The organism is Diplocloster modestus (genome assembly GCF_019042245.1).
Taxonomy (GTDB): Bacteria; Bacillota; Clostridia; order Lachnospirales; family Lachnospiraceae; genus Diplocloster; species Diplocloster modestus.
On sequence record NZ_JAHQCX010000003.1, the window covers coordinates 45154 to 62882 of the forward strand.

Below are 17729 nucleotides of genomic sequence, written 5' to 3' on the forward strand. Positions count from 1 at the left end.
TTTCCTATTACTGTCCTATTTCTGTTTTCCTTCCGCCAGCTCGATCCGCACCAGCGCTTTTCGAAGCGCCATATTCGCCCGGATCATGTTCATGCTGGAGTCAGCGGTCTCCAACCGGCGCTGCGCCCGCACACGGGCTTCCTCCGCACGGTTTAAGTCGATCTCATCGGGCCATTCGGCCAGCTCCGCCAGAATCGTCACCTTATCCTGAAGCACTTCGATAAACCCAGAATGCAGAGCCGCTTTTTTCTGGCCCTCTTCTTCGGTAATCGTAACGATCCCCGGGACAACGATCATGGTCATGGGGATATGATTCTTATAGATACCCACGTCCCCCTCGCTGGTCGTCAGCTCTACCATCGCCGCGTCGCCCTGGTAGAACACCCGGTCGGGAGATATGATCTCTAATCGAAATAATTTATCGTCTGCCATATGGTCACCCCTGTTTCACCTTGGCTAAAACGTCGTCGATGCTTCCGCAGTTCAGGAAATAACTCTCGGGAATATCGTCGTGCTTGCCCTCCAGAATCTCCCTGAATCCCTGGATCGTCTCCGCGATAGGAACATAGCGGCCTTCAAGGCCGGTAAACTGTACGGCCACATGGAACGGCTGGGACAGGAATCTTTGTACCTTTCTGGCCCTGGATACGACCAGCTTCTCCTCCTCGGACAGCTCATCCATGCCCAGGATCGCGATGATATCCTGTAATTCCTTATAGCGCTGCAGGATCTCCTGCACACCGCGGGCCACCTGATAGTGCTCCTCCCCGACGATTCTGGGATCCAGAATGCGGGAAGTGGACTCAAGCGGATCTACCGCGGGATAGATGCCCAGTTCCACGATGGAACGGGACAGTACCGTAGTCGCGTCCAGATGGGCGAAGGTAGTGGCCGGAGCCGGGTCCGTCAGGTCGTCGGCCGGCACATAGACTGCCTGCACGGAAGTGATGGAGCCGTTCTTCGTGGATGTGATCCGCTCCTGTAACGCGCCCATCTCCGTCTGCAGCGTGGGCTGATAGCCTACCGCCGAGGGCATACGCCCTAACAGCGCGGATACCTCGGAGCCCGCCTGGGTAAAACGGAAAATATTATCGATAAACAGCAGTACGTCCTTTCCGCCCTGATCACGGAAATACTCTGCCATCGTAAGGCCGGTAAGTCCCACTCTCATTCTGGCGCCCGGCGGCTCGTTCATCTGGCCGAATACCATGGTGGTTTTATTGATAACTCCCGATTCCTGCATTTCGTAATACAGGTCATTTCCCTCTCTGGTACGCTCGCCCACGCCGGTAAATACGGAATAGCCGCCGTGCTCGGTGGCCACGTTTCGGATCAGCTCCTGGATCAGCACGGTCTTCCCAACGCCGGCGCCGCCGAACAGCCCTGTCTTTCCGCCCTTCTGGTAGGGGCAGAGAAGATCCACGACCTTAATTCCGGTCTCCAGCATCTCTGTGGATGTAGCCTGCTCTTCAAAGTCCGGCGCAGGTCTGTGGATCGGTAAATATTCCACATCCGAGGGGGCCGGCTTTTCATCGATCGGCTCACCCAGCACATTGAACAGCCGTCCAAGTGTGCGCTCGCCGACCGGTACCATAATAGGGGAGCCGGTGGCCACGGCGTCCATGCCCCGGACCAGTCCGTCCGTAGGGCCCATGGAGATGCAGCGCACCGTATCGTCACCCAGATGCTGAGATACTTCCACGACCAGCTTTTCGCCGTTCGTATTGACAATATGGATTGCCTCATTAATTTCAGGAAGCTGTCCCTCACTGAACTTAATGTCAAGTACCGCACCGATGATCTGAGTGATTTTTCCGATATTTCCTCTATTGTTATCTGCCATCTTCTTTCACTCCTTTCACGGCTGCCGGCATCAGCTGATCGCCTCCGCACCCGCGATTATTTCGGTTATTTCCTGTGTAATGGAACCCTGACGGGCACGGTTATACAACAAGGATAAATGTTCTATCATTTCTTCAGCATTGCTCGTAGCGGCGTCCATGGCCTGCATTCTGGCTCCGTTTTCACTGGCCAGCGCTTCCAGCAGCGCGCCGTACAAAAGACTGGTCACATATTTCGGTATGATCATGTTCAGGGCGGTTTCTTCTTCCGGCTCATAATTCATGGGAGCCGAAGAACCGGTGTCCTCTTCCTTCACATCCCCAATCTCGATGGGCAGAAGCTTCATCATCCGCGGCTCGTGGACCACCGTATTCTTAAACCAGGTATAAGCCAGGTAAATCTCCCCGACTTCCCCGGCTGCAAAGGATTTAAGCACCTTTTTCCCGATATCCATGGCATCCCGGTAGATGGGTTCATTGATCACATCGGAGTAGTCCTCCCGGACCAGGTATCCCTTGCCGGCCAGATATTCCCGGCCTTTGTTTCCGATGGTGTAGAGCTCCACATCTTCCTTCGGGAATCCCGACCCGGTCACCAGCTTGGCAACGTTCATGTTATAACCGCCGGCCAGGCCACGGTTGGAAGTGATCACGATGACTGCCTTTTTCGAAGACTCCCCGCCTTTTAGATAGGGATGGTCGATGTTCCCCGAGCGGGCCAGCATGGAGGTCACCGTCCGGTACATGCTCTCGAAATATGCTTTGGTATTCTCCGCCTTGCCTCTGGCTTTCTGCAGCTTGACGGTGGATACCAGCTTCATGGCTTTGGTAATCTGCTGAGTACTCTGTATACTGCCTTTCCGGCGTTTGATATCCCTCATAGAGGCCATCTGTTTTCACCTCGCTTATTTACCAAAGTTCGCTTTAAACTCCTGAATTGCTTTTTCCAGCTTCTGCTGGGTTTCTTCCGACATCTGCTTATCCGTCCGGATCTGCTCGGGGATTTCCGGATACTTCGTAGCGACGAATTCAAATAATCCCTTTTCGAAATCCTGAATGCTGTCTACCGGAATGTCCAGCAGATATTTATGGACCGCCGCGAAGATAATGATGACCTGGTATTCCACGGCCATGGGTTTATATTGCGGCTGTTTTAAGATTTCTTTTAACCGTTCGCCCTGGGCCAACTTTTCCCTGGTATCATCATCAAGTTCGGAACCAAACTGGGAGAACGCCGCCAGCTCACGGTACTGGGCCAGATCCACACGGATCGGCGCCGCGATCTTTTTCATTGCCTTAATCTGAGCCGCGCCGCCCACACGGGATACGGACAGACCGGCATTAACTGCGGGGCGGAAACCGGCGTTGAACATCTCGGTTTCCAGATAAATCTGGCCATCGGTAATCGAGATCACGTTGGTAGGAATATAAGCGGATACGTCGCCTGCCTGTGTCTCGATGATCGGAAGCGCCGTCAGGGACCCGCCGCCCAGCTCGTCGGACAGCTTCGCCGCACGCTCCAGAAGCCTGGAATGCAGATAGAATACATCTCCGGGATACGCCTCACGTCCCGGCGGACGCCGAAGCAATAAGGATAGGGTACGGTATGCGGTCGCATGCTTGGACAGATCGTCGTAGACGATCAGCACATCCTCCCCGTTTTCCATCCACTCTTCACCGATCGCACATCCGGAATATGGCGCAATATATTGAAGCGGCGCCAGTTCACTGGCCGTAGATGCTACCACGGTGGTGTAATCCATGGCTCCGTATTCTTCCAGTGTTTTCACAATCGTAGCTACAGTCGAGGCCTTCTGGCCGATGGCCACATAGATACATTTTACTCCCTGCCCCTTCTGGTTGATAATCGTATCGATAGCGATGGCCGTCTTACCTGTCTGGCGGTCACCGATAATGAGCTCACGCTGTCCTCTTCCGATGGGTACCATGGAGTCAATGGCCTTGATTCCGGTCTGAAGCGGCGTGTCTACAGACTTTCTGAAGATAACGCCAGATGCCACCCGCTCGATTCTGCGGTATTTGTCGGTCTGGACCGGTCCCTTCCCATCGATGGGATGTCCCAGGGAATTGACCACCCGGCCGATCATGGCGTCGCCTACGGGCACCTCTACCACCCGGCCGGTGGTTTTCACGGTATCACCCTCGCTGATATTGCTCGTATCACCCAGTAATACGACTCCCACATTATCTTCTTCCAGGTTCAACACCATACCGTACACGTCCCCCGGGAATTCCAGCAATTCCCCCTGCATGGCGCTCTCCAGGCCATGGACACGGGCGATTCCGTCTGCTACCTGTATGACGGTTCCCACATTGGAGACGTTAAGCTGTGTGGAATATCTTTTAATTTCTTCCTTTATAACCGAACTTATTTCCTCTGGTTTAAGATTCATGGAGTGTTTTCACCCTCTTTACTTGTTATTTGTATATCATTTCTGTTGTTCAGGCAAGCTGCAGCTTCATCAGGTCCCTTGACAGATCCATGAGTTTGGATCGGACGCTGCTGTCCACCACCCGGTCTCCTACACGGATTATCATGCCGCCGATCAAAGCCGCATCCACTGAAAAATGCATCTCAAAAGTCAGATAACCGGTCGTGGTAAGCAATTTCGCCTCCACCGCTTTCTTCTGCGTCTGGCTCAATTCTACTGCCGTGGTCACGTAGGCGATACCGATTTTCTTATATTCCTTGACTTCCGACAGAAAATATTCGATGGTGGGAATCACTTCCGCATAATGATCTTTTTTCAGCAGAAGGAGCAGGAAGCCTACCATGTCATCGCTGACCCGGCCTTTGAATATGCTCTCTATTATTTTATTTTTCTCTTCTTTGACAATCTTGGGATGGTCCATCAGCTTCGAAAGCCCCGCCTCTGACTTTAAGACATGAAGCACCGCTTCCGCCTCCTCATTCAGTTCGTCCACTTTCGATTCCTCCACGGCCAGCTCAAAGAGCGCATTCCCATAGGTCGTCGCCACTAGCTTAGCCATGTCTCATCACCCATCTCATTTAACGTTTCCTCAATCAGAAGATTCTGCGCCTTCTCATCGATGGAAGCCGCCACCACTTTTCCAGCCATGAGGGTGGCGATCTGAATCATTTCCTTCTTCATTTCATCCCGCGCGCGCTTCTTCTCCAGCTCGATCTCGCCATTGGCCCGCGCTATGATTCTGGCCGCTTCTTCCTTGGCCTCATCTATAATTTTTGACTCGCTTTGCATTGCTTTCTTTCTGGCTGCGCTTAAGATCTCCTCCACTTCCCTGTCCGCATCGCGCAGTTTCGTTTCATACTCCGCTTTATAGCCAAGTGCGTCGGATTTTTCTTTGGAAGCGGTGTCCAGATCGCTCTGTATCCGGTCCTGGCGCTTCTTCAGCACATCCCGGACGGTATCGAAGAACAGATAGGACGCCAGTGTAAACAATACAAACACGGAGATCGCTGTCAGCAGGGTATCCGCGATCAGCTGCATATCAAGCCCAAATAATCGTTCCAAGGTTCGACCTCCTTTCCTCAATTTGTCCGTTTTTCAGGACATACAGGTATACCCGAAGGGTATTTCCTTTATTTGTCCGTTTCTCAGGTCAAAGGCTGTACGAACAATAACAGGAAGGCGATCAATAATCCATAGAGACCGGTGGTCTCGGCTACGGCCTGTCCCAAAAGCATGGTAGAGGTGATATCCCCTTTTGCACCCGGATTTCTTCCAACTGCCGCTGCCGCCGCGCCGGCTGCATAACCCTGGCCTACACCAGGCCCGATACCTGCGATAACTGCAAGACCCGCACCGATTGCGGAACAAGCTAAAATTAAATCCTGACCTGTAATATTCATAGTAAATTCCTCCTTAAACTTCTTTTCTTATTCGTCTGATAATTTGTCATTGACATAAACCATGGTCAGCATACAGAATACGTATGTCTGAATCGCGCCTGCAAACAAATCAAAATAAATATGCAGGAATGCGGGGATACCGACCTTTACAAAAATCGGCAGCAAACCGTAAACCAGCGCCATCATAACGGTCCCAGACAGGATGTTGCTGAACAAACGCAGGGACATGGAAATCGGCACCGCCACTTCCCCGATCAGGTTAATCGGCAGAAATAACGGAATCGGCTCCAGCAGGCTGGTAAAGGCTCCGCTCCGGTTGTGCTTGATATCATTATAATGAATCATCACAAATGTAATAAGCGCCAGAGGAAGCGTAACTCCGTAATCTGCCGTGGGCGGCCGGATACCGAATAATCCCGAAATGTTACTGATCAGGATAAAGATAAAAATGGTCCCGATGTAATTGGCAAATTTCTTTGCATTCTTGCCCATATTGGCGCTGACCAGTCCGTCCACCATCTCCACAATCAGCTCAACCGCGTTCTGGAATCCGCCCGGTACTTCATTCGGATCTTTTTTCTTCATCTTCCTGTGCACCACGATAAAGAAAATAATCAGCAGCAACATGACAATCAGAATACTGACATGAGTGGTGGTAATCCACAGATCCTGTCCGAACAGCCGGTATTTCAGCAAGCCGTGGACCATGAAGTCCACATTCTCCGAGGACGTCGCCAACAGATGGCTGACCGCCATCATATGTGCCATCTACTCACCTTCTTTCATTATTAATTTATTACCCCTTACGCCCTGATCCCCTTCAGAGCCCGCCTCTTTCATAAAAGGCAATTTATCAACAAACGGCTGCAAATAAGCCGCTGCTTTCAAACCCATCACTCCCAGGAAACAGGACCATACGCTTCCCAGGTGAAAATATACTGTAACACCGAAAATAAGCACGACGAAAGCCGTACGGATCATATAGGTCTTTCGTATGTGATTCTGCGCCCCCGCCTCTCCCAGATCCAGCGCCCGGTTCAGCGCCTTCTCCATATGAAAAGCCATGGCCCCGGCCGTCAGAAGCCCGATCAGCAGCCCAAAGGCATACTGCGGTTTATCTTTGGCAATCAACAGGCCGATCCCCATCACAATGACACCATACACCAGTATTCCGATAAAAAGTTCTTTTAACACAAGGCTCAAACGCTTCATTTCTTCTTAGCCCCTTTGTCATCCTCATATACACTCTTCGCCATGATATAGACATTCCGAAAACCAGCCAGCGCTCCCAGGAAAAAAAGCGGGATCTCCGCCGGAATCCCGAAGGTGCGGTGAATCCATATTCCTAAAAAGCCGCATAAAAAAATAGGGACAAGCATGTTAATGGTAAACTGCGTAATCATGGCAAATGCTTTCCATACGCTTCGTTTGCTCTTCTTCACATGCTTACTCCTTTCCTCGTTTTAAGAAATCGACATTCTGTACATAATTATAACATCTTTTCCAGTTTTGTCTATATTGTTAAAAAATAGATTTTCTGAGATTCTAATATTCGTTAAAATTGTGTAATCTTTTCGTAAAATTTTGGAAATTCCATTTAGCCGTCTTAATTATTTTATTCGGAATAAAAGGACTCCCTTCTCTTCTCAAGAAGTTTGTCCTTTTATCTGGAATATTATTCCTAACTGCTTATCCGAAATATTGGTTCAGGTCTTTTCGGTCATTGGAATACTGTACAGCCACATCCCGGCGTATCTTCCCCAGATTCACCAGACGCACCAGATCGCCATTCAGTGTATGCATTCCCAGTGCCGCGCCGGACTGCATCACCGAGCTCATCTGATGCCCTTTCCCCTCTCGGATCAGGTTCAGCGCCGCGTCGGTGCCGACCAGAATCTCCGTAGCCGCGCATCTTCCCTGGCCGTCCGCGGTGGGAAGCAGGCACTGGGTGACCACCCCCTGAAGGATGCTGGCCAGCTGGGTCCGGATCTGATTCTGTCCTTCCGGCGGGCAGACATCGATAATACGGTCGATGGTCTGGGCCGCCCCCGTGGTGTGCAGGGTGGACATGACCAGATGGCCGGTCTCTGCTGCTGTGACGGCAGCGGATATCGTCTCATAGTCCCGCATCTCGCCCACCAGGATCACGTCGGGGTCCTCTCGAAGCGCAGAGCGCAGAGCCGAGGCGAAACTTCCGGTATCCCTGCCTACCTCCCGCTGATGGATTACGGACAAATTCTGTTTGTAGACGTATTCAATCGGGTCTTCGATGGTCAGGATATGATCGGATCTGCTGTTGTTGATATAGTTGATCATGGCGGCCAGCGTCGTGGATTTACCGCTGCCGGTGGGGCCTGTCACCAGGATCAGCCCTCTGGGCTGGGATGCCATCTCACGCAGCACCGGAGGCAGCCCCAGTTCCTCAAGCGTGGGGATCGTGCTGTTCAGCAGACGGATCGTGGCCGCCAGCTTCCCCTGCTGCCGGAATACATTGATACGCTGCCGGTGGCCGTCGGAAGTCTGGACGGCGAAGTCGAGATCCTCCCCGGCCTCCAGCTGTGTTCTCATGGGATCAGGAATCATTGACAGAATGGCTTCTCTGGTCTCATGATCGTTTAACTGAAAGGGCGCCTGCTGAAGCTTGCCGTGGATTCTGACGGCCATGGGAAGCCCTTCCGATATATGCACATCGGAACACTTCAGGTCTCGTGCTGTTATAATAATCTGCTCTATGTCTGGCATACCGATTCCTCCTGATTCTGCTGGTTTAGCGTTACTGTCTGCTGATGTTCTGCTCCATAATAGGCCGACATCCGGGGACAGGCCCCTTTCTCCACGCAGTTGCCTTAAAATTTGGCGTTTCTGCCGAAAGATGCCAGTCCCCTCCCCGTTGGCTGTGAATTCTATCCTTCTATGAATAACATCTTTACGAGTAATAAGCAACCTTAAGAAGTTCATCTACTGTGGTGATTCCCAGTTTTACACGCTCCACAGCGCTTTCTTTCAGTGTCTTCATTCCCTGTTCCCGTACCGCATATTCCGTTATTTCCTCCATAGAAGTACGGTTGGTAATCATTTTTCTGATCTGATCGTCGATCAGCACCATTTCGTGAATAGCTGTCCGGCCACGGTATCCTGTGTTATTGCACATGTTGCACCCCTTCGCCCGACGGACCCTGGGTACAAAAGGGCCTAATAATTCCGCTTCTTCGGCAGTCGGATCCTCCTCTGTGGAACAGTACGGGCAGACCTTCCGCATCAGACGCTGGGCAACCACGCCCATCAGAGAACTGGATATCATATAGGGTTCCAGTCCCATATCCAGCAGACGCACGATGGAGGATACCGCATTGTTCGTATGAAGGGTGGAGAGCACCAGATGTCCCGTGATGGCCGCCCGGATGGAAATATTAGCCGTCTCGGAATCACGGGTCTCGCCTACCATGATGATATCCGGGTCCTGGCGCAGCAGGGCCCGCAGTCCCACATCGAAGGTAAGGCCGGCCGTGTTGTTCACCTGCATCTGATTGACTTTGGCCAGATTCTTTTCCACCGGATCTTCGATGGTGGACAGATTCACCTGTCTTCTGGAGAGATACTCCAGGATCATGTATAGCGTGGTCGTTTTGCCGGATCCGGTAGGGCCGGTCAGGTAAATGATTCCATTGGGAGAGCGCAGCAGCCGCTGGAACTTCTTGTAATTGGCCTCATCCATACCGAACTGGTCGGAGTAGTCGATGGCAGAGTTATTGGACAACAGACGCAGCACCGCTTTTTCCCCAAATACGGTCGGGATGACGGACACCCGGATGTTGATATATTCTTCATTCACCTTTGTTCGGAAATGGCCGTCCTGGGGTACCCGCTTTTCCGCGATATCCATGTCCGCCAGGATTTTAATACGAGCGATCAGGGACGGATGCAGGGACCTCTGGAGGGTGACATAATCGATGATGGTACCGTCTATTCTCATCCGGACCAGGGTTTTATCCTCGAAAGGTTCTATATGGATATCGCTGGCATTGGTATTATATGCTCTCTGGAGCAGGCTGTTTAACAGCTGTATGATTGGCGCGTCGTCATCTTCCTGCGCCACCTCCAGCTCCTCGATCTGAGGCTCGCTGCTCTGGTTCGCATTTTGGGCTGCCTGCCTGGCGTCCACCTCTGAATAATAATAATCGATGGCTTTATTCAGCGGAGCCAGCTCGCAGAGCAGGACTTCCACGTTTTTACCGGTCAGCTGGCGGATGTCTTCCAGCCCATAATAGTTGAGCGGATCATTGGTAACCAGATACAGCGTCTGCCCCTCGGTCTTTACCGCCAGCATATGGTATTTCATGGCCAGGGGACGGGGGACCAGGGCCACCGCATCAGCTTCCACCGGGTATTCGGATATATGAACGGTCTTTAAGTTCAGCCGTTTTCCCAGGGCTTCCAGAGTCTGACGCTCCGTAACGAAGCCCAGTTCCAAAAGGACCTCTCCCAGACGTCCCCGGTGCTCCTTTTGGTAGGCCAGGGCCTGCTGAAGCTGTTCTTCCGTGATATAACCAGATTCTTTTAATACTTCACCAATCGGAATATTTTTCACGATATTTTCCCTCTTACCTTTTCTATTTGTAGCACATGTATAATTCCATGGTTATGGTCAGTGTGGACATTCCCGCGTTCTCCCCGGTTTCGAAAGTGCCCGCTTCATTTGCGAAGTTATATCCGGTGATTCGGATCGAAGGCTCCTCATTTATAATGTAATCCAACAGGCTCTGCAGCTTCTCCCGGGAGCCGACCGCTTTGACGGATACATCCGAAGTGTAGATCTCCATGGCGGTTCCGGTACCCGAAGAAGATGAACCGTCCGCAGTGGCAGCTCCCTCTGCTAAAGCAGCGTCCCCGGATGAAGTCCCGTCCAATTCACTTTCCGCATTGGCCGAAGTTCCCTGGCTGATTATCTCCTCCGCCTGTCCCTGGGCCGAGGTCATGGCTTTTAACCCCATAGTCGACAGGCTGTAGGGTACGATCTGACGCATCTGGGGATCTACGGAAATGATAAAATCTTTGGCGTCCAGGCCGTAATCCAGGATCAGGTTCGTGATCATCTTATCTACCGCCTGATTCTCCATTACTGGATAGAGATCGGCGATCAGCTGGTCCCTCTGCTTTTGTTTTTCTTCCAGTTCGGTGGTGTACTGGGGGATCATCGCGATGGAAGCATCCATCCTGTCCCTAGTGCTCTGCGCTTCTTCCAGATTCGTGCTTAATTCATCCGACCTGTTCCAGGAGGGGATGATCAGAAGTGCGGTAAATCCAGTTATAATAAGAAATATGGCCAGGAAATACAGCAGTACTTTATCGCGTTTCGTTAACTTCGTTGTCATATTCTTCCCCTCACTTTCCGGCCATTTCATTCAGATAGCAGCTCACATTGATGAGGTAATTCTGGGTCTCGTTGACAAAGACATAACCGGAATACTCGACTCTCGCGAACAGCTCCGATTCCTCCAGTTTGTCTATGAAATGGTTGATCGTGGTTACATCAACCGCTTCCGCTGTAAAATTAAAACTGCCGGTGGAAGCCACATAGCTCTGAATATCAATGGTTACCTGCCCTTCCCCACACTCCTTGATCGCGTCCGTCACCGAACTATTCGGAAGCGGATACGAGTCAATGGCCTGCAGCGCGTATTCATCCTGCTCCACATAACTGCTGATCACGGATATCTGTCCGGCCAGGTCCTGAGACTGGGTATAAGCCTCGACGACAGCAGGATCTGTGATATAATCGTTAACCTCATCCAGCTGAGCCTGAAGGCTCATATTTCTGACAACCAGAACCGTGCCGGCCGCGACACACACGATCAGCGTGACCGCGATCGGAATCGCTTTCAGCCAGACCTTTTTCCCATTACCCGCAGTTTTTGGTTTCTTTTTATATTGTACATAAAAGTTCATATCTTTTCCTGCTGCGCTCATCCTTCCACCTCACCTCACCACTAAATTTCCGGCCGCGTAGATACAGTCACGCAGTGCCGGTCCGCTGATCTGACCGCCCGGTTCCAAAGAATCGTGGGCGGCAGGCGGCATAGTCACAGCTGGGGTGTCCGGGAACAGGGCCGTCTGAAGATTCGCATTCAGAGAACGGATACTTTCCACACACAGCATTTCATTTTCCCTGGAAAATCCACCTAAGAATACATCCGTAATCGCGTACTCGCTGCGTTCGGAAGCCTGGAACTGCAGAATACCGCTTACATTCCTGGCGATATCCAGCGCAAAGCCTTCGGTACCATGTTCCTGAAACAGTCTCGAACGGCTGGAATACTTATATTCTCCGTTTACGATCAAGGTGTTAACCAGATTATCCCCATCCAGCAGCTCCAGGATACAGGTTCTTCCGCGCAGCGCCGGATGGATATCCAGAATCTTTAATTCCGCGGCCAGAGCCACGTTGACATTGGTGATACTGATTTTTAACTTTTCAAACAGCTGCACGTAGCTGCCGATAAAGTCCCGCTCTGCGGCCGCGGCCAGTATCTTAAGCATCTTGCCCCGGGAATCCTTCTTCAGGATCATATAGTCGAACAGGAGCTTCTCCCTGTCGCCCAGATCGGAAAACTCCCGTTTTACCAGCTCCTGCAGCTTGTTCCCCTTCACGGCTGGCAGGGTCAGGATCTTAGTGACGAACTTGGTGCTGTCGATAACCAGCCCCACATTGGTCCTGGGAAGCCGGTATTGGCTCCAGAGCCGGCCCAGGCATTCGGCCAGTTCTCCTTCACTGGTTATGACTCCGTTGATCAGGCTGCCCTCCGGTGCCTTGGCCTGGACCATATTTTTCACGGATACCTTTGAACGGCTGCCGGAACCGGTCAGGATCTGTATGTTTTGATTTGATAAATAGATGGACGTATTCACGTTATATTACCTCCTGTAGACGGCATAGCTGCTCCACAAGATATGCCATGCTGTACTATGCTCCATAAGTTTCGATAGCGTTGTAGGACTGGAAGATGGGCAGCAGCACCGCGATCATGACAAATCCAATGACCAGGCCCATGATGATGATCAGGACCGGTTCCATCATGGTAACCATCTTGCTCAAAGCCTGATCTGCGTCGAATTCCAGCGACTCCGCGATGGAGTTCAGCATATTTTCCAGGCTTCCCGTCTCTTCTCCCACGAGAATTGTGGAGGACAGCTTAAGTTCCAGCCCGTCCACCTCCCGCAGTGCCTTCGAAAGAGGCTCGCCCCGGCGCACCTGGTCGATCACGGCGTCAAACTGGGCCTCGATGTATCTATTTCCTACCGTCCTGCGTCCGATCTGCAGCGACAGCAGCATAGGAATCCCGCTGCCATACAGGGAGCTTAAAGTTCTGGCAAAGCGGGCGGTATAGATTACCCGCAGCAGTTTACCGACCTTCGGCAGCTTTAGCTTTAACGCATCCCAGCCGTACCGCACCTTCGGCAGGCGAAGAAGCAGATGAACGGCGAATGCTGCTATCACGATAACAGCCACAATCACTGCCCAGCGGTTGATGAACGCATCGCTGCAGGCCAGCACGATTCTGGTGATGAACGGCACCTCATCCAGCATATCGAAGATCGGCTTAAACTGGGGAATGATGTATACCATGACGAAGATCATCACCACCACCAGCAGGAACAGCAGGATAGCCGGGTAAATCATGGCGTTTTTGACTTTACCGTTCATCCGGTGCTCTTTATCATAATGATCGGCCATACGAAGCGCCGTCTGATCGATGCTTCCGCTCTCTTCCGCGGAACGCATCATATGTACCAGCAGGTCGGGAAATACATTTCCCTGGGCTTCCATGGCTTCTGATAACGGAATGCCCTGGCGGATCTGGCGCAGGATCTCGTTGTAGACCTTCTTTATCTTGGGATTCAGGCCTTCCTCCTGGGCGATGATATTTAACGTCCGGACAAGCGTAACTCCGGCGTTAAGAAGCGTGCCCAGCTGCCGGCAGAAATCCGCCAGCACATCGGCTTTCATTCTTCGCTCGCTGTGTTCCCTGGTTACCTCATCACAGGAAACCAGGTATTTATTTCCTTCCCGCAGCTGTTCGTACAGCTCGTCTTCCCCGGGGGCCTCGGCCTCTCCCCGGATTGTTTTGCCGTCCAGGTCCTTGGCCGTATACTTATACCTCGGCATGTTCTCACCTATTTTCTATTTGGATTCGTGGTTTTTCATACTATTCAAATTATTATTTACAGCCTTCTGGGAGGGGACTGGCATCTTTCGGCAGTAAAGCCAAATCTTCAAGTAACTGCGTGGAGAAAGGGGCCTGTCCCCAGATGTTGACTGGAGCAGTAAAGACTCTATAAAAACTGCAGATACCAGTCAATCAGCATCTGGCCGCAAAACATGGCAAATACAACTCCCACACACAGAAACGGTCCAAATGCGAAATGATCCTTCCGGCCCTTTTTTTTGGAAAGCAGAAGATAAGCTCCGTAAGCTCCTCCTGTCAAAACTGCAGCTACAAAGGCCGTCAGGCAGAGCTTCCAGCCCAGGCAGAGGCCGCAGGCGGCCATAAACTTAATGTCCCCGCCGCCGAAGGCTCCGGGAACCAACAGCGTAATCAGGAGCAAAGGCACACTGACCGCGAATATACCGATCAGCCGCTCCAGCCAGCCTGTTTCCGGAAATACAAAAAAAGAAACGAGACCGCAGACGGCAGCAGCCAGGACAAATCCGTTGGGAATCTCCATCGTGTCCCAGTCCACAAATGCTACCACGGTCAGGACCGCCAGCAAGGCAAACGCGGTCAAAAACCGCAGGAATCCCATCCACAGATTCCCTTCCCAGTCAATATATACCGCCATGCACAGCAGGGAGGCCAATCCTCCCAGGATTTCCACAATGGGATAGCGCAGGGAAATGTGCGACTTGCAGTACCGGCATCTTCCACGCAGGAACAGGTAACTGAGTATCGGGAACATGTCCGGAGCGCCAAGCGTATGTCTGCAGTCCGGGCAGAAACTGCGGCCACCCACAAAGGATATTTTCCGCGGTACCCGGTAGATCACAACGTTCAGGAAGGAAAACAATGATGCTCCGAAGAGAAATATTAAAATGGCAATGATTGTCTGTAGTAGTAGTATCATAGGGCCTCTTTCGCAGTTAATGTCACAGGAATATCAGGGTATGGGATTTGTATTGTTGTATTGTATCGATGTATTGTTGTATTTTCATTCGGACGGATTTTCCTGTCAGTTATAATCTACCAGATAAACTCTCCATTTTTAATGGTCCAGCCCTCATTCTCTCCCTCAGGGACATGGCCCTGGGCATAATAGAATGCAGCTTTATTTCCGGACTGGTAGATTAGGCTCTCGATCTGATTCTTCTCGATCTCCAGCTCCGCCAGGGAGTCCGTTTTCATTTCCGCCAGGGCTACGATCTCTTTTGCCAGATCCGTATCTTTTTATGGATCATTGACGCGGAATTTGGAGACGGAGACGTCCTCTTCGTTTCCATAGTGCTCTGCCAGGATGGTTCTGGTCGCAGTCAGGACCATTTGACCCTCGGCCATGACACTTTTTTCCTTCGCTTTGTCGATATAGCCGGTGAGGGTCAGGACCAGGAGCGCGATCAGGATCACGATGATGACCAGAACTACGATCATCTCGGTCAGGGTGAATCCCTTCCGGGAATGGGCAGACATGCCTTTTGTTCTTATCTTGTGGTTGGGCATTTGATTATGCCTCCCTTCAAATCTGGCAGTTGTATGTTAACTTCTGATAATGGTATACCATTTCTGGCGCCCCGTAATATCAGTAATTCATGAACTATGGCGGGGGCGCAGCATAGTTGCTCTATTAGGTATACATACTGGACCTGACTGCTAGATTTTATACTTATATACAAATTCTATGGATAAAACTCTATTTTGTAATTATCTGTAGAAATTATTTTCACTTTTAGATATCATTAGCATTAGCTGCCGTTGATGAGATGATTGAGTTTCGATACATCCCATTGGTTTTCGTTGTTTACTTTCTGGTAGGTTACCATATAGCCGTTTTCTATGTAGAAAAACTGCTCGGGCTGACAGGTGTCGGCGTCCCATTTCAATAGGTAGATATCCCCCTGGCAGTCGGCTGTGGTTTTGACTTCGTTCATAATACCGGGGGCAAAACCGTAGGTTCCGTTTCCATCCTGGAATGGGGTGTTGGTGGCACGGCAGTCCAGGCCTACGGAGTACATGGAGAGTTTAACATTTTTGGCTTCCGCCAGGATGGACCTGGCGGAGGCCTTGTTGGTGTAGTGCAGGGTTATTGGGATAAGCACTGCGATTAGAACCAGGGTTACCATGAGAATGATTAACAATTCTACCAGGGTGAAGCCTTTGGTTGTGGAATTATTTAGTTTTTTTATTAGTTGTGATTTTATTCTCATAGGATCACCATTTTAACTTAGATCAAATAATATGCTTATAAATAATGCAATATACAGACTTCATTAGGGCGTAGCCGTCTTTGCAACTGTCCAGCCCGCAGAGGTATAGGTGGCTGTTTTTCCACCATTAGAATATTCAATGCTCTTTACTTTATACTCTACTATCTCTAATTTAACTATTTTACCTTTTGCTGGCATTTCCGCTAATTTAGCAATTGCGCCTTGATCTCCTCCCGTAACACTGTTATCCACATTTGTATAAGTAACTGTTCCTGGAGCTGCATCTGTAGCATCCGTTAATCCCTTACTCTCGCCGTATCTCTCAGAAGCGACAGTCTGAGCCGCAGTCAACACCATCTTCCCTTCTGCCATCACACTTTTCTCTTTTGCTTTATCAATATACCCAACCAAAGTAGGTACCAGTAAAGCGATGAGAATAACGATAATAACCAGTACAACAATCATTTCTGTTAACGTGAATCCTTTTTTGTTCTCCCTTGCATTGCGCATTTTTTGAATCATTTTCATTTGAAAATCCTCCTTAAAATAATTTTTTTAGTAATTTATTATAAAAGTGATTACTTTTTGTTACCTACTCCGATGAAGATTCCATACACACCGTAACTCCCATTCTCATCTTTACCCTTCACAAAACGCAACCACTGAACATCCTCGAACCTGTCCTGCCACACCTTCCGGCTATCCTCCGGCCTACTTCGTACCAACCGTAATCTTATCCGCCGTCAGATCCAGGCATTCCAGATACCCGGTCACAGTCCGGGAATAATAAGGGCTTGTAACAGTTAAAGTATACTTTATTTTATTGTCATTGTCTGCCCACTTTTCAAATTTCAGTTCCTTCACTTCATTCTTCTTATAGAAACCTTCCCCATAATACCAGGTAGTCGGTTCATACAGGTAATCCTCTGAGTTGGGATACTTGATCCCCTCGTAGTCGATGATCAGCCCTTTCTCTTTATCCGCCCGGAGTGTGGCCGGATTGCCGCTCTTATCGCTGTACTTAATCTGTGAAAATCCTGCCAGATCCGGGTCCTCCAGAATATACAGCCCGCCGGTATCATAACCGGCAGCGTAGGTCAGTTCATTCACGATTGTCTCCGATACGATTCTGACTTCATCTTCCACCCGGTTCATGGCGTTCAGTCTCAGATAGATCTTCGTGTAAGGCGAGATCAGCGCGGTAGCGGCAGCCATGAAGATGGCCGACAGCGCGAAGGCCACGATGACTTCCACCATGGTAACGCCCCTGTTATTCTGCTTTTTCTTCATTCCGCCACCTCCTTCGCACGCTTCGCAATGTCCGCTAATCATTTATATAATAGATCTGTCTGTCCGCGGGCTGATCTGTTTTGGTCACCCCCAGATCAGCTTCACCCATGTCCTCACCGAACATATTGACACGGACCGTCTGATGCATCCCGTCCTGCCCTGTATAATAGGCGTTGGAAGCTGCCTCCGTCTTTTTCCAGATCTCCTCGGCCTTCTGAGAGAGTTTCCCTGAGAACACCACCGACTGCCACATCATAGCCATGCAGAGCATCAGTATGGAGAAGGACACCAGGACCTCCACTAAAGTAGATCCCTCCTGATTTTTCCTCAT

General features: G+C 50.6%; 23 protein-coding genes. All 23 read right to left on the bottom strand.

What is annotated here, in order from left to right:
- Positions 1–15: 15 nt before the first annotated feature.
- The 23 genes from atpC to KTH90_RS05320 all read right to left on the bottom strand — a co-directional run bounded on the left by atpC (position 16) and on the right by KTH90_RS05320 (position 17729).
- Positions 16–432 (bottom strand): ATP synthase F1 subunit epsilon, encoded by a 417-nt coding sequence (gene atpC, locus KTH90_RS05210; protein WP_158350853.1) that lies wholly within the window; start codon positions 430–432, stop codon positions 16–18.
- Between the two features lie 4 nt (positions 433–436).
- Positions 437–1843: a F0F1 ATP synthase subunit beta gene (atpD, locus tag KTH90_RS05215; protein ID WP_158350851.1), complete on the bottom strand. Its 1407-nt coding sequence runs from the start codon at positions 1841–1843 to the stop codon at positions 437–439.
- A 30-nt stretch (positions 1844–1873) separates the two neighbouring features.
- The gene (gene atpG, locus KTH90_RS05220) at positions 1874–2731 is read right to left on the bottom strand and encodes an ATP synthase F1 subunit gamma (RefSeq protein ID WP_238726383.1); all 858 of its coding nucleotides are present in this window, start codon (positions 2729–2731) and stop codon (positions 1874–1876) included.
- A gap of 15 nt (positions 2732–2746) precedes the next feature.
- Positions 2747–4255, bottom strand: a complete 1509-nt coding sequence (atpA, locus tag KTH90_RS05225; protein ID WP_238726384.1) for a F0F1 ATP synthase subunit alpha — start codon at positions 4253–4255, stop codon at positions 2747–2749.
- 49 nt (positions 4256–4304) lie between these two features.
- On the bottom strand, positions 4305–4853 hold the full coding sequence (atpH, locus tag KTH90_RS05230; protein ID WP_238726385.1) for an ATP synthase F1 subunit delta: 549 nt from the start codon (positions 4851–4853) through the stop codon (positions 4305–4307).
- The gene (gene atpF, locus KTH90_RS05235) at positions 4841–5356 is read right to left on the bottom strand and encodes a F0F1 ATP synthase subunit B (protein ID WP_158350842.1); all 516 of its coding nucleotides are present in this window, start codon (positions 5354–5356) and stop codon (positions 4841–4843) included. The genes atpH and atpF overlap by 13 nt, the downstream gene beginning before the upstream one ends.
- Before the next feature lie 83 nt (positions 5357–5439).
- Entirely contained in the window at positions 5440–5694 is a 255-nt protein-coding gene (gene atpE / locus KTH90_RS05240; protein WP_158350840.1) for an ATP synthase F0 subunit C, read from the bottom strand.
- Positions 5695–5721: 27 nt separating this feature from the next.
- Positions 5722–6462, bottom strand: coding sequence for a F0F1 ATP synthase subunit A (gene atpB / locus KTH90_RS05245; protein WP_238726386.1), 741 nt, complete (start codon positions 6460–6462; stop codon positions 5722–5724).
- Positions 6463–6906 carry a hypothetical protein gene (locus KTH90_RS05250; RefSeq protein ID WP_238726387.1) on the bottom strand — a complete coding sequence of 148 codons (444 nt, stop codon included), beginning with the start codon at positions 6904–6906 and terminating at the stop codon, positions 6463–6465.
- Positions 6903–7136, bottom strand: coding sequence for an AtpZ/AtpI family protein (locus tag KTH90_RS05255; RefSeq protein WP_238722850.1), 234 nt, complete (start codon positions 7134–7136; stop codon positions 6903–6905). The genes KTH90_RS05250 and KTH90_RS05255 overlap by 4 nt, the downstream gene beginning before the upstream one ends.
- Positions 7137–7383: 247 nt before the next feature.
- A complete protein-coding gene (locus KTH90_RS05260; RefSeq protein ID WP_158350839.1) occupies positions 7384–8436 on the bottom strand; it encodes a type IV pilus twitching motility protein PilT in 1053 nt (350 codons plus the stop codon).
- Positions 8437–8620: 184 nt separating this feature from the next.
- Positions 8621–10282, bottom strand: a complete 1662-nt coding sequence (locus KTH90_RS05265) for a GspE/PulE family protein (protein ID WP_158350837.1) — start codon at positions 10280–10282, stop codon at positions 8621–8623.
- Between the two features lie 22 nt (positions 10283–10304).
- Positions 10305–11066 (bottom strand): type II secretion system protein M, encoded by a 762-nt coding sequence (locus KTH90_RS05270; protein ID WP_238726388.1) that lies wholly within the window; start codon positions 11064–11066, stop codon positions 10305–10307.
- A gap of 10 nt (positions 11067–11076) precedes the next feature.
- Positions 11077–11640 carry a hypothetical protein gene (locus tag KTH90_RS05275; protein WP_158350833.1) on the bottom strand — a complete coding sequence of 188 codons (564 nt, stop codon included), beginning with the start codon at positions 11638–11640 and terminating at the stop codon, positions 11077–11079.
- A 30-nt stretch (positions 11641–11670) separates the two neighbouring features.
- Positions 11671–12600, bottom strand: a complete 930-nt coding sequence (pilM, locus tag KTH90_RS05280) for a type IV pilus biogenesis protein PilM (protein ID WP_238726389.1) — start codon at positions 12598–12600, stop codon at positions 11671–11673.
- A gap of 55 nt (positions 12601–12655) precedes the next feature.
- Positions 12656–13858, bottom strand: a complete 1203-nt coding sequence (locus tag KTH90_RS05285) for a type II secretion system F family protein (RefSeq protein WP_158350829.1) — start codon at positions 13856–13858, stop codon at positions 12656–12658.
- 167 nt (positions 13859–14025) lie between these two features.
- A complete protein-coding gene (locus KTH90_RS05290) occupies positions 14026–14814 on the bottom strand; it encodes a prepilin peptidase (RefSeq protein WP_238726390.1) in 789 nt (262 codons plus the stop codon).
- Positions 14815–14930: 116 nt separating this feature from the next.
- A complete protein-coding gene (locus KTH90_RS05295) occupies positions 14931–15092 on the bottom strand; it encodes a hypothetical protein (protein ID WP_238726391.1) in 162 nt (53 codons plus the stop codon).
- A 42-nt stretch (positions 15093–15134) separates the two neighbouring features.
- Complete coding sequence (locus KTH90_RS05300) at positions 15135–15404, bottom strand: prepilin-type N-terminal cleavage/methylation domain-containing protein (RefSeq protein WP_158350826.1); 270 nt, start codon at positions 15402–15404, stop codon at positions 15135–15137.
- A gap of 242 nt (positions 15405–15646) precedes the next feature.
- Positions 15647–16108, bottom strand: a complete 462-nt coding sequence (locus KTH90_RS05305; RefSeq protein WP_158350824.1) for a type II secretion system protein — start codon at positions 16106–16108, stop codon at positions 15647–15649.
- Positions 16109–16171: 63 nt separating this feature from the next.
- Complete coding sequence (locus tag KTH90_RS05310; RefSeq protein ID WP_158350822.1) at positions 16172–16636, bottom strand: prepilin-type N-terminal cleavage/methylation domain-containing protein; 465 nt, start codon at positions 16634–16636, stop codon at positions 16172–16174.
- Between the two features lie 183 nt (positions 16637–16819).
- Complete coding sequence (locus KTH90_RS05315) at positions 16820–17398, bottom strand: pilus assembly FimT family protein (protein WP_238726392.1); 579 nt, start codon at positions 17396–17398, stop codon at positions 16820–16822.
- 34 nt (positions 17399–17432) lie between these two features.
- The gene (locus KTH90_RS05320; RefSeq protein WP_238726393.1) at positions 17433–17729 is read right to left on the bottom strand and encodes a prepilin-type N-terminal cleavage/methylation domain-containing protein; all 297 of its coding nucleotides are present in this window, start codon (positions 17727–17729) and stop codon (positions 17433–17435) included.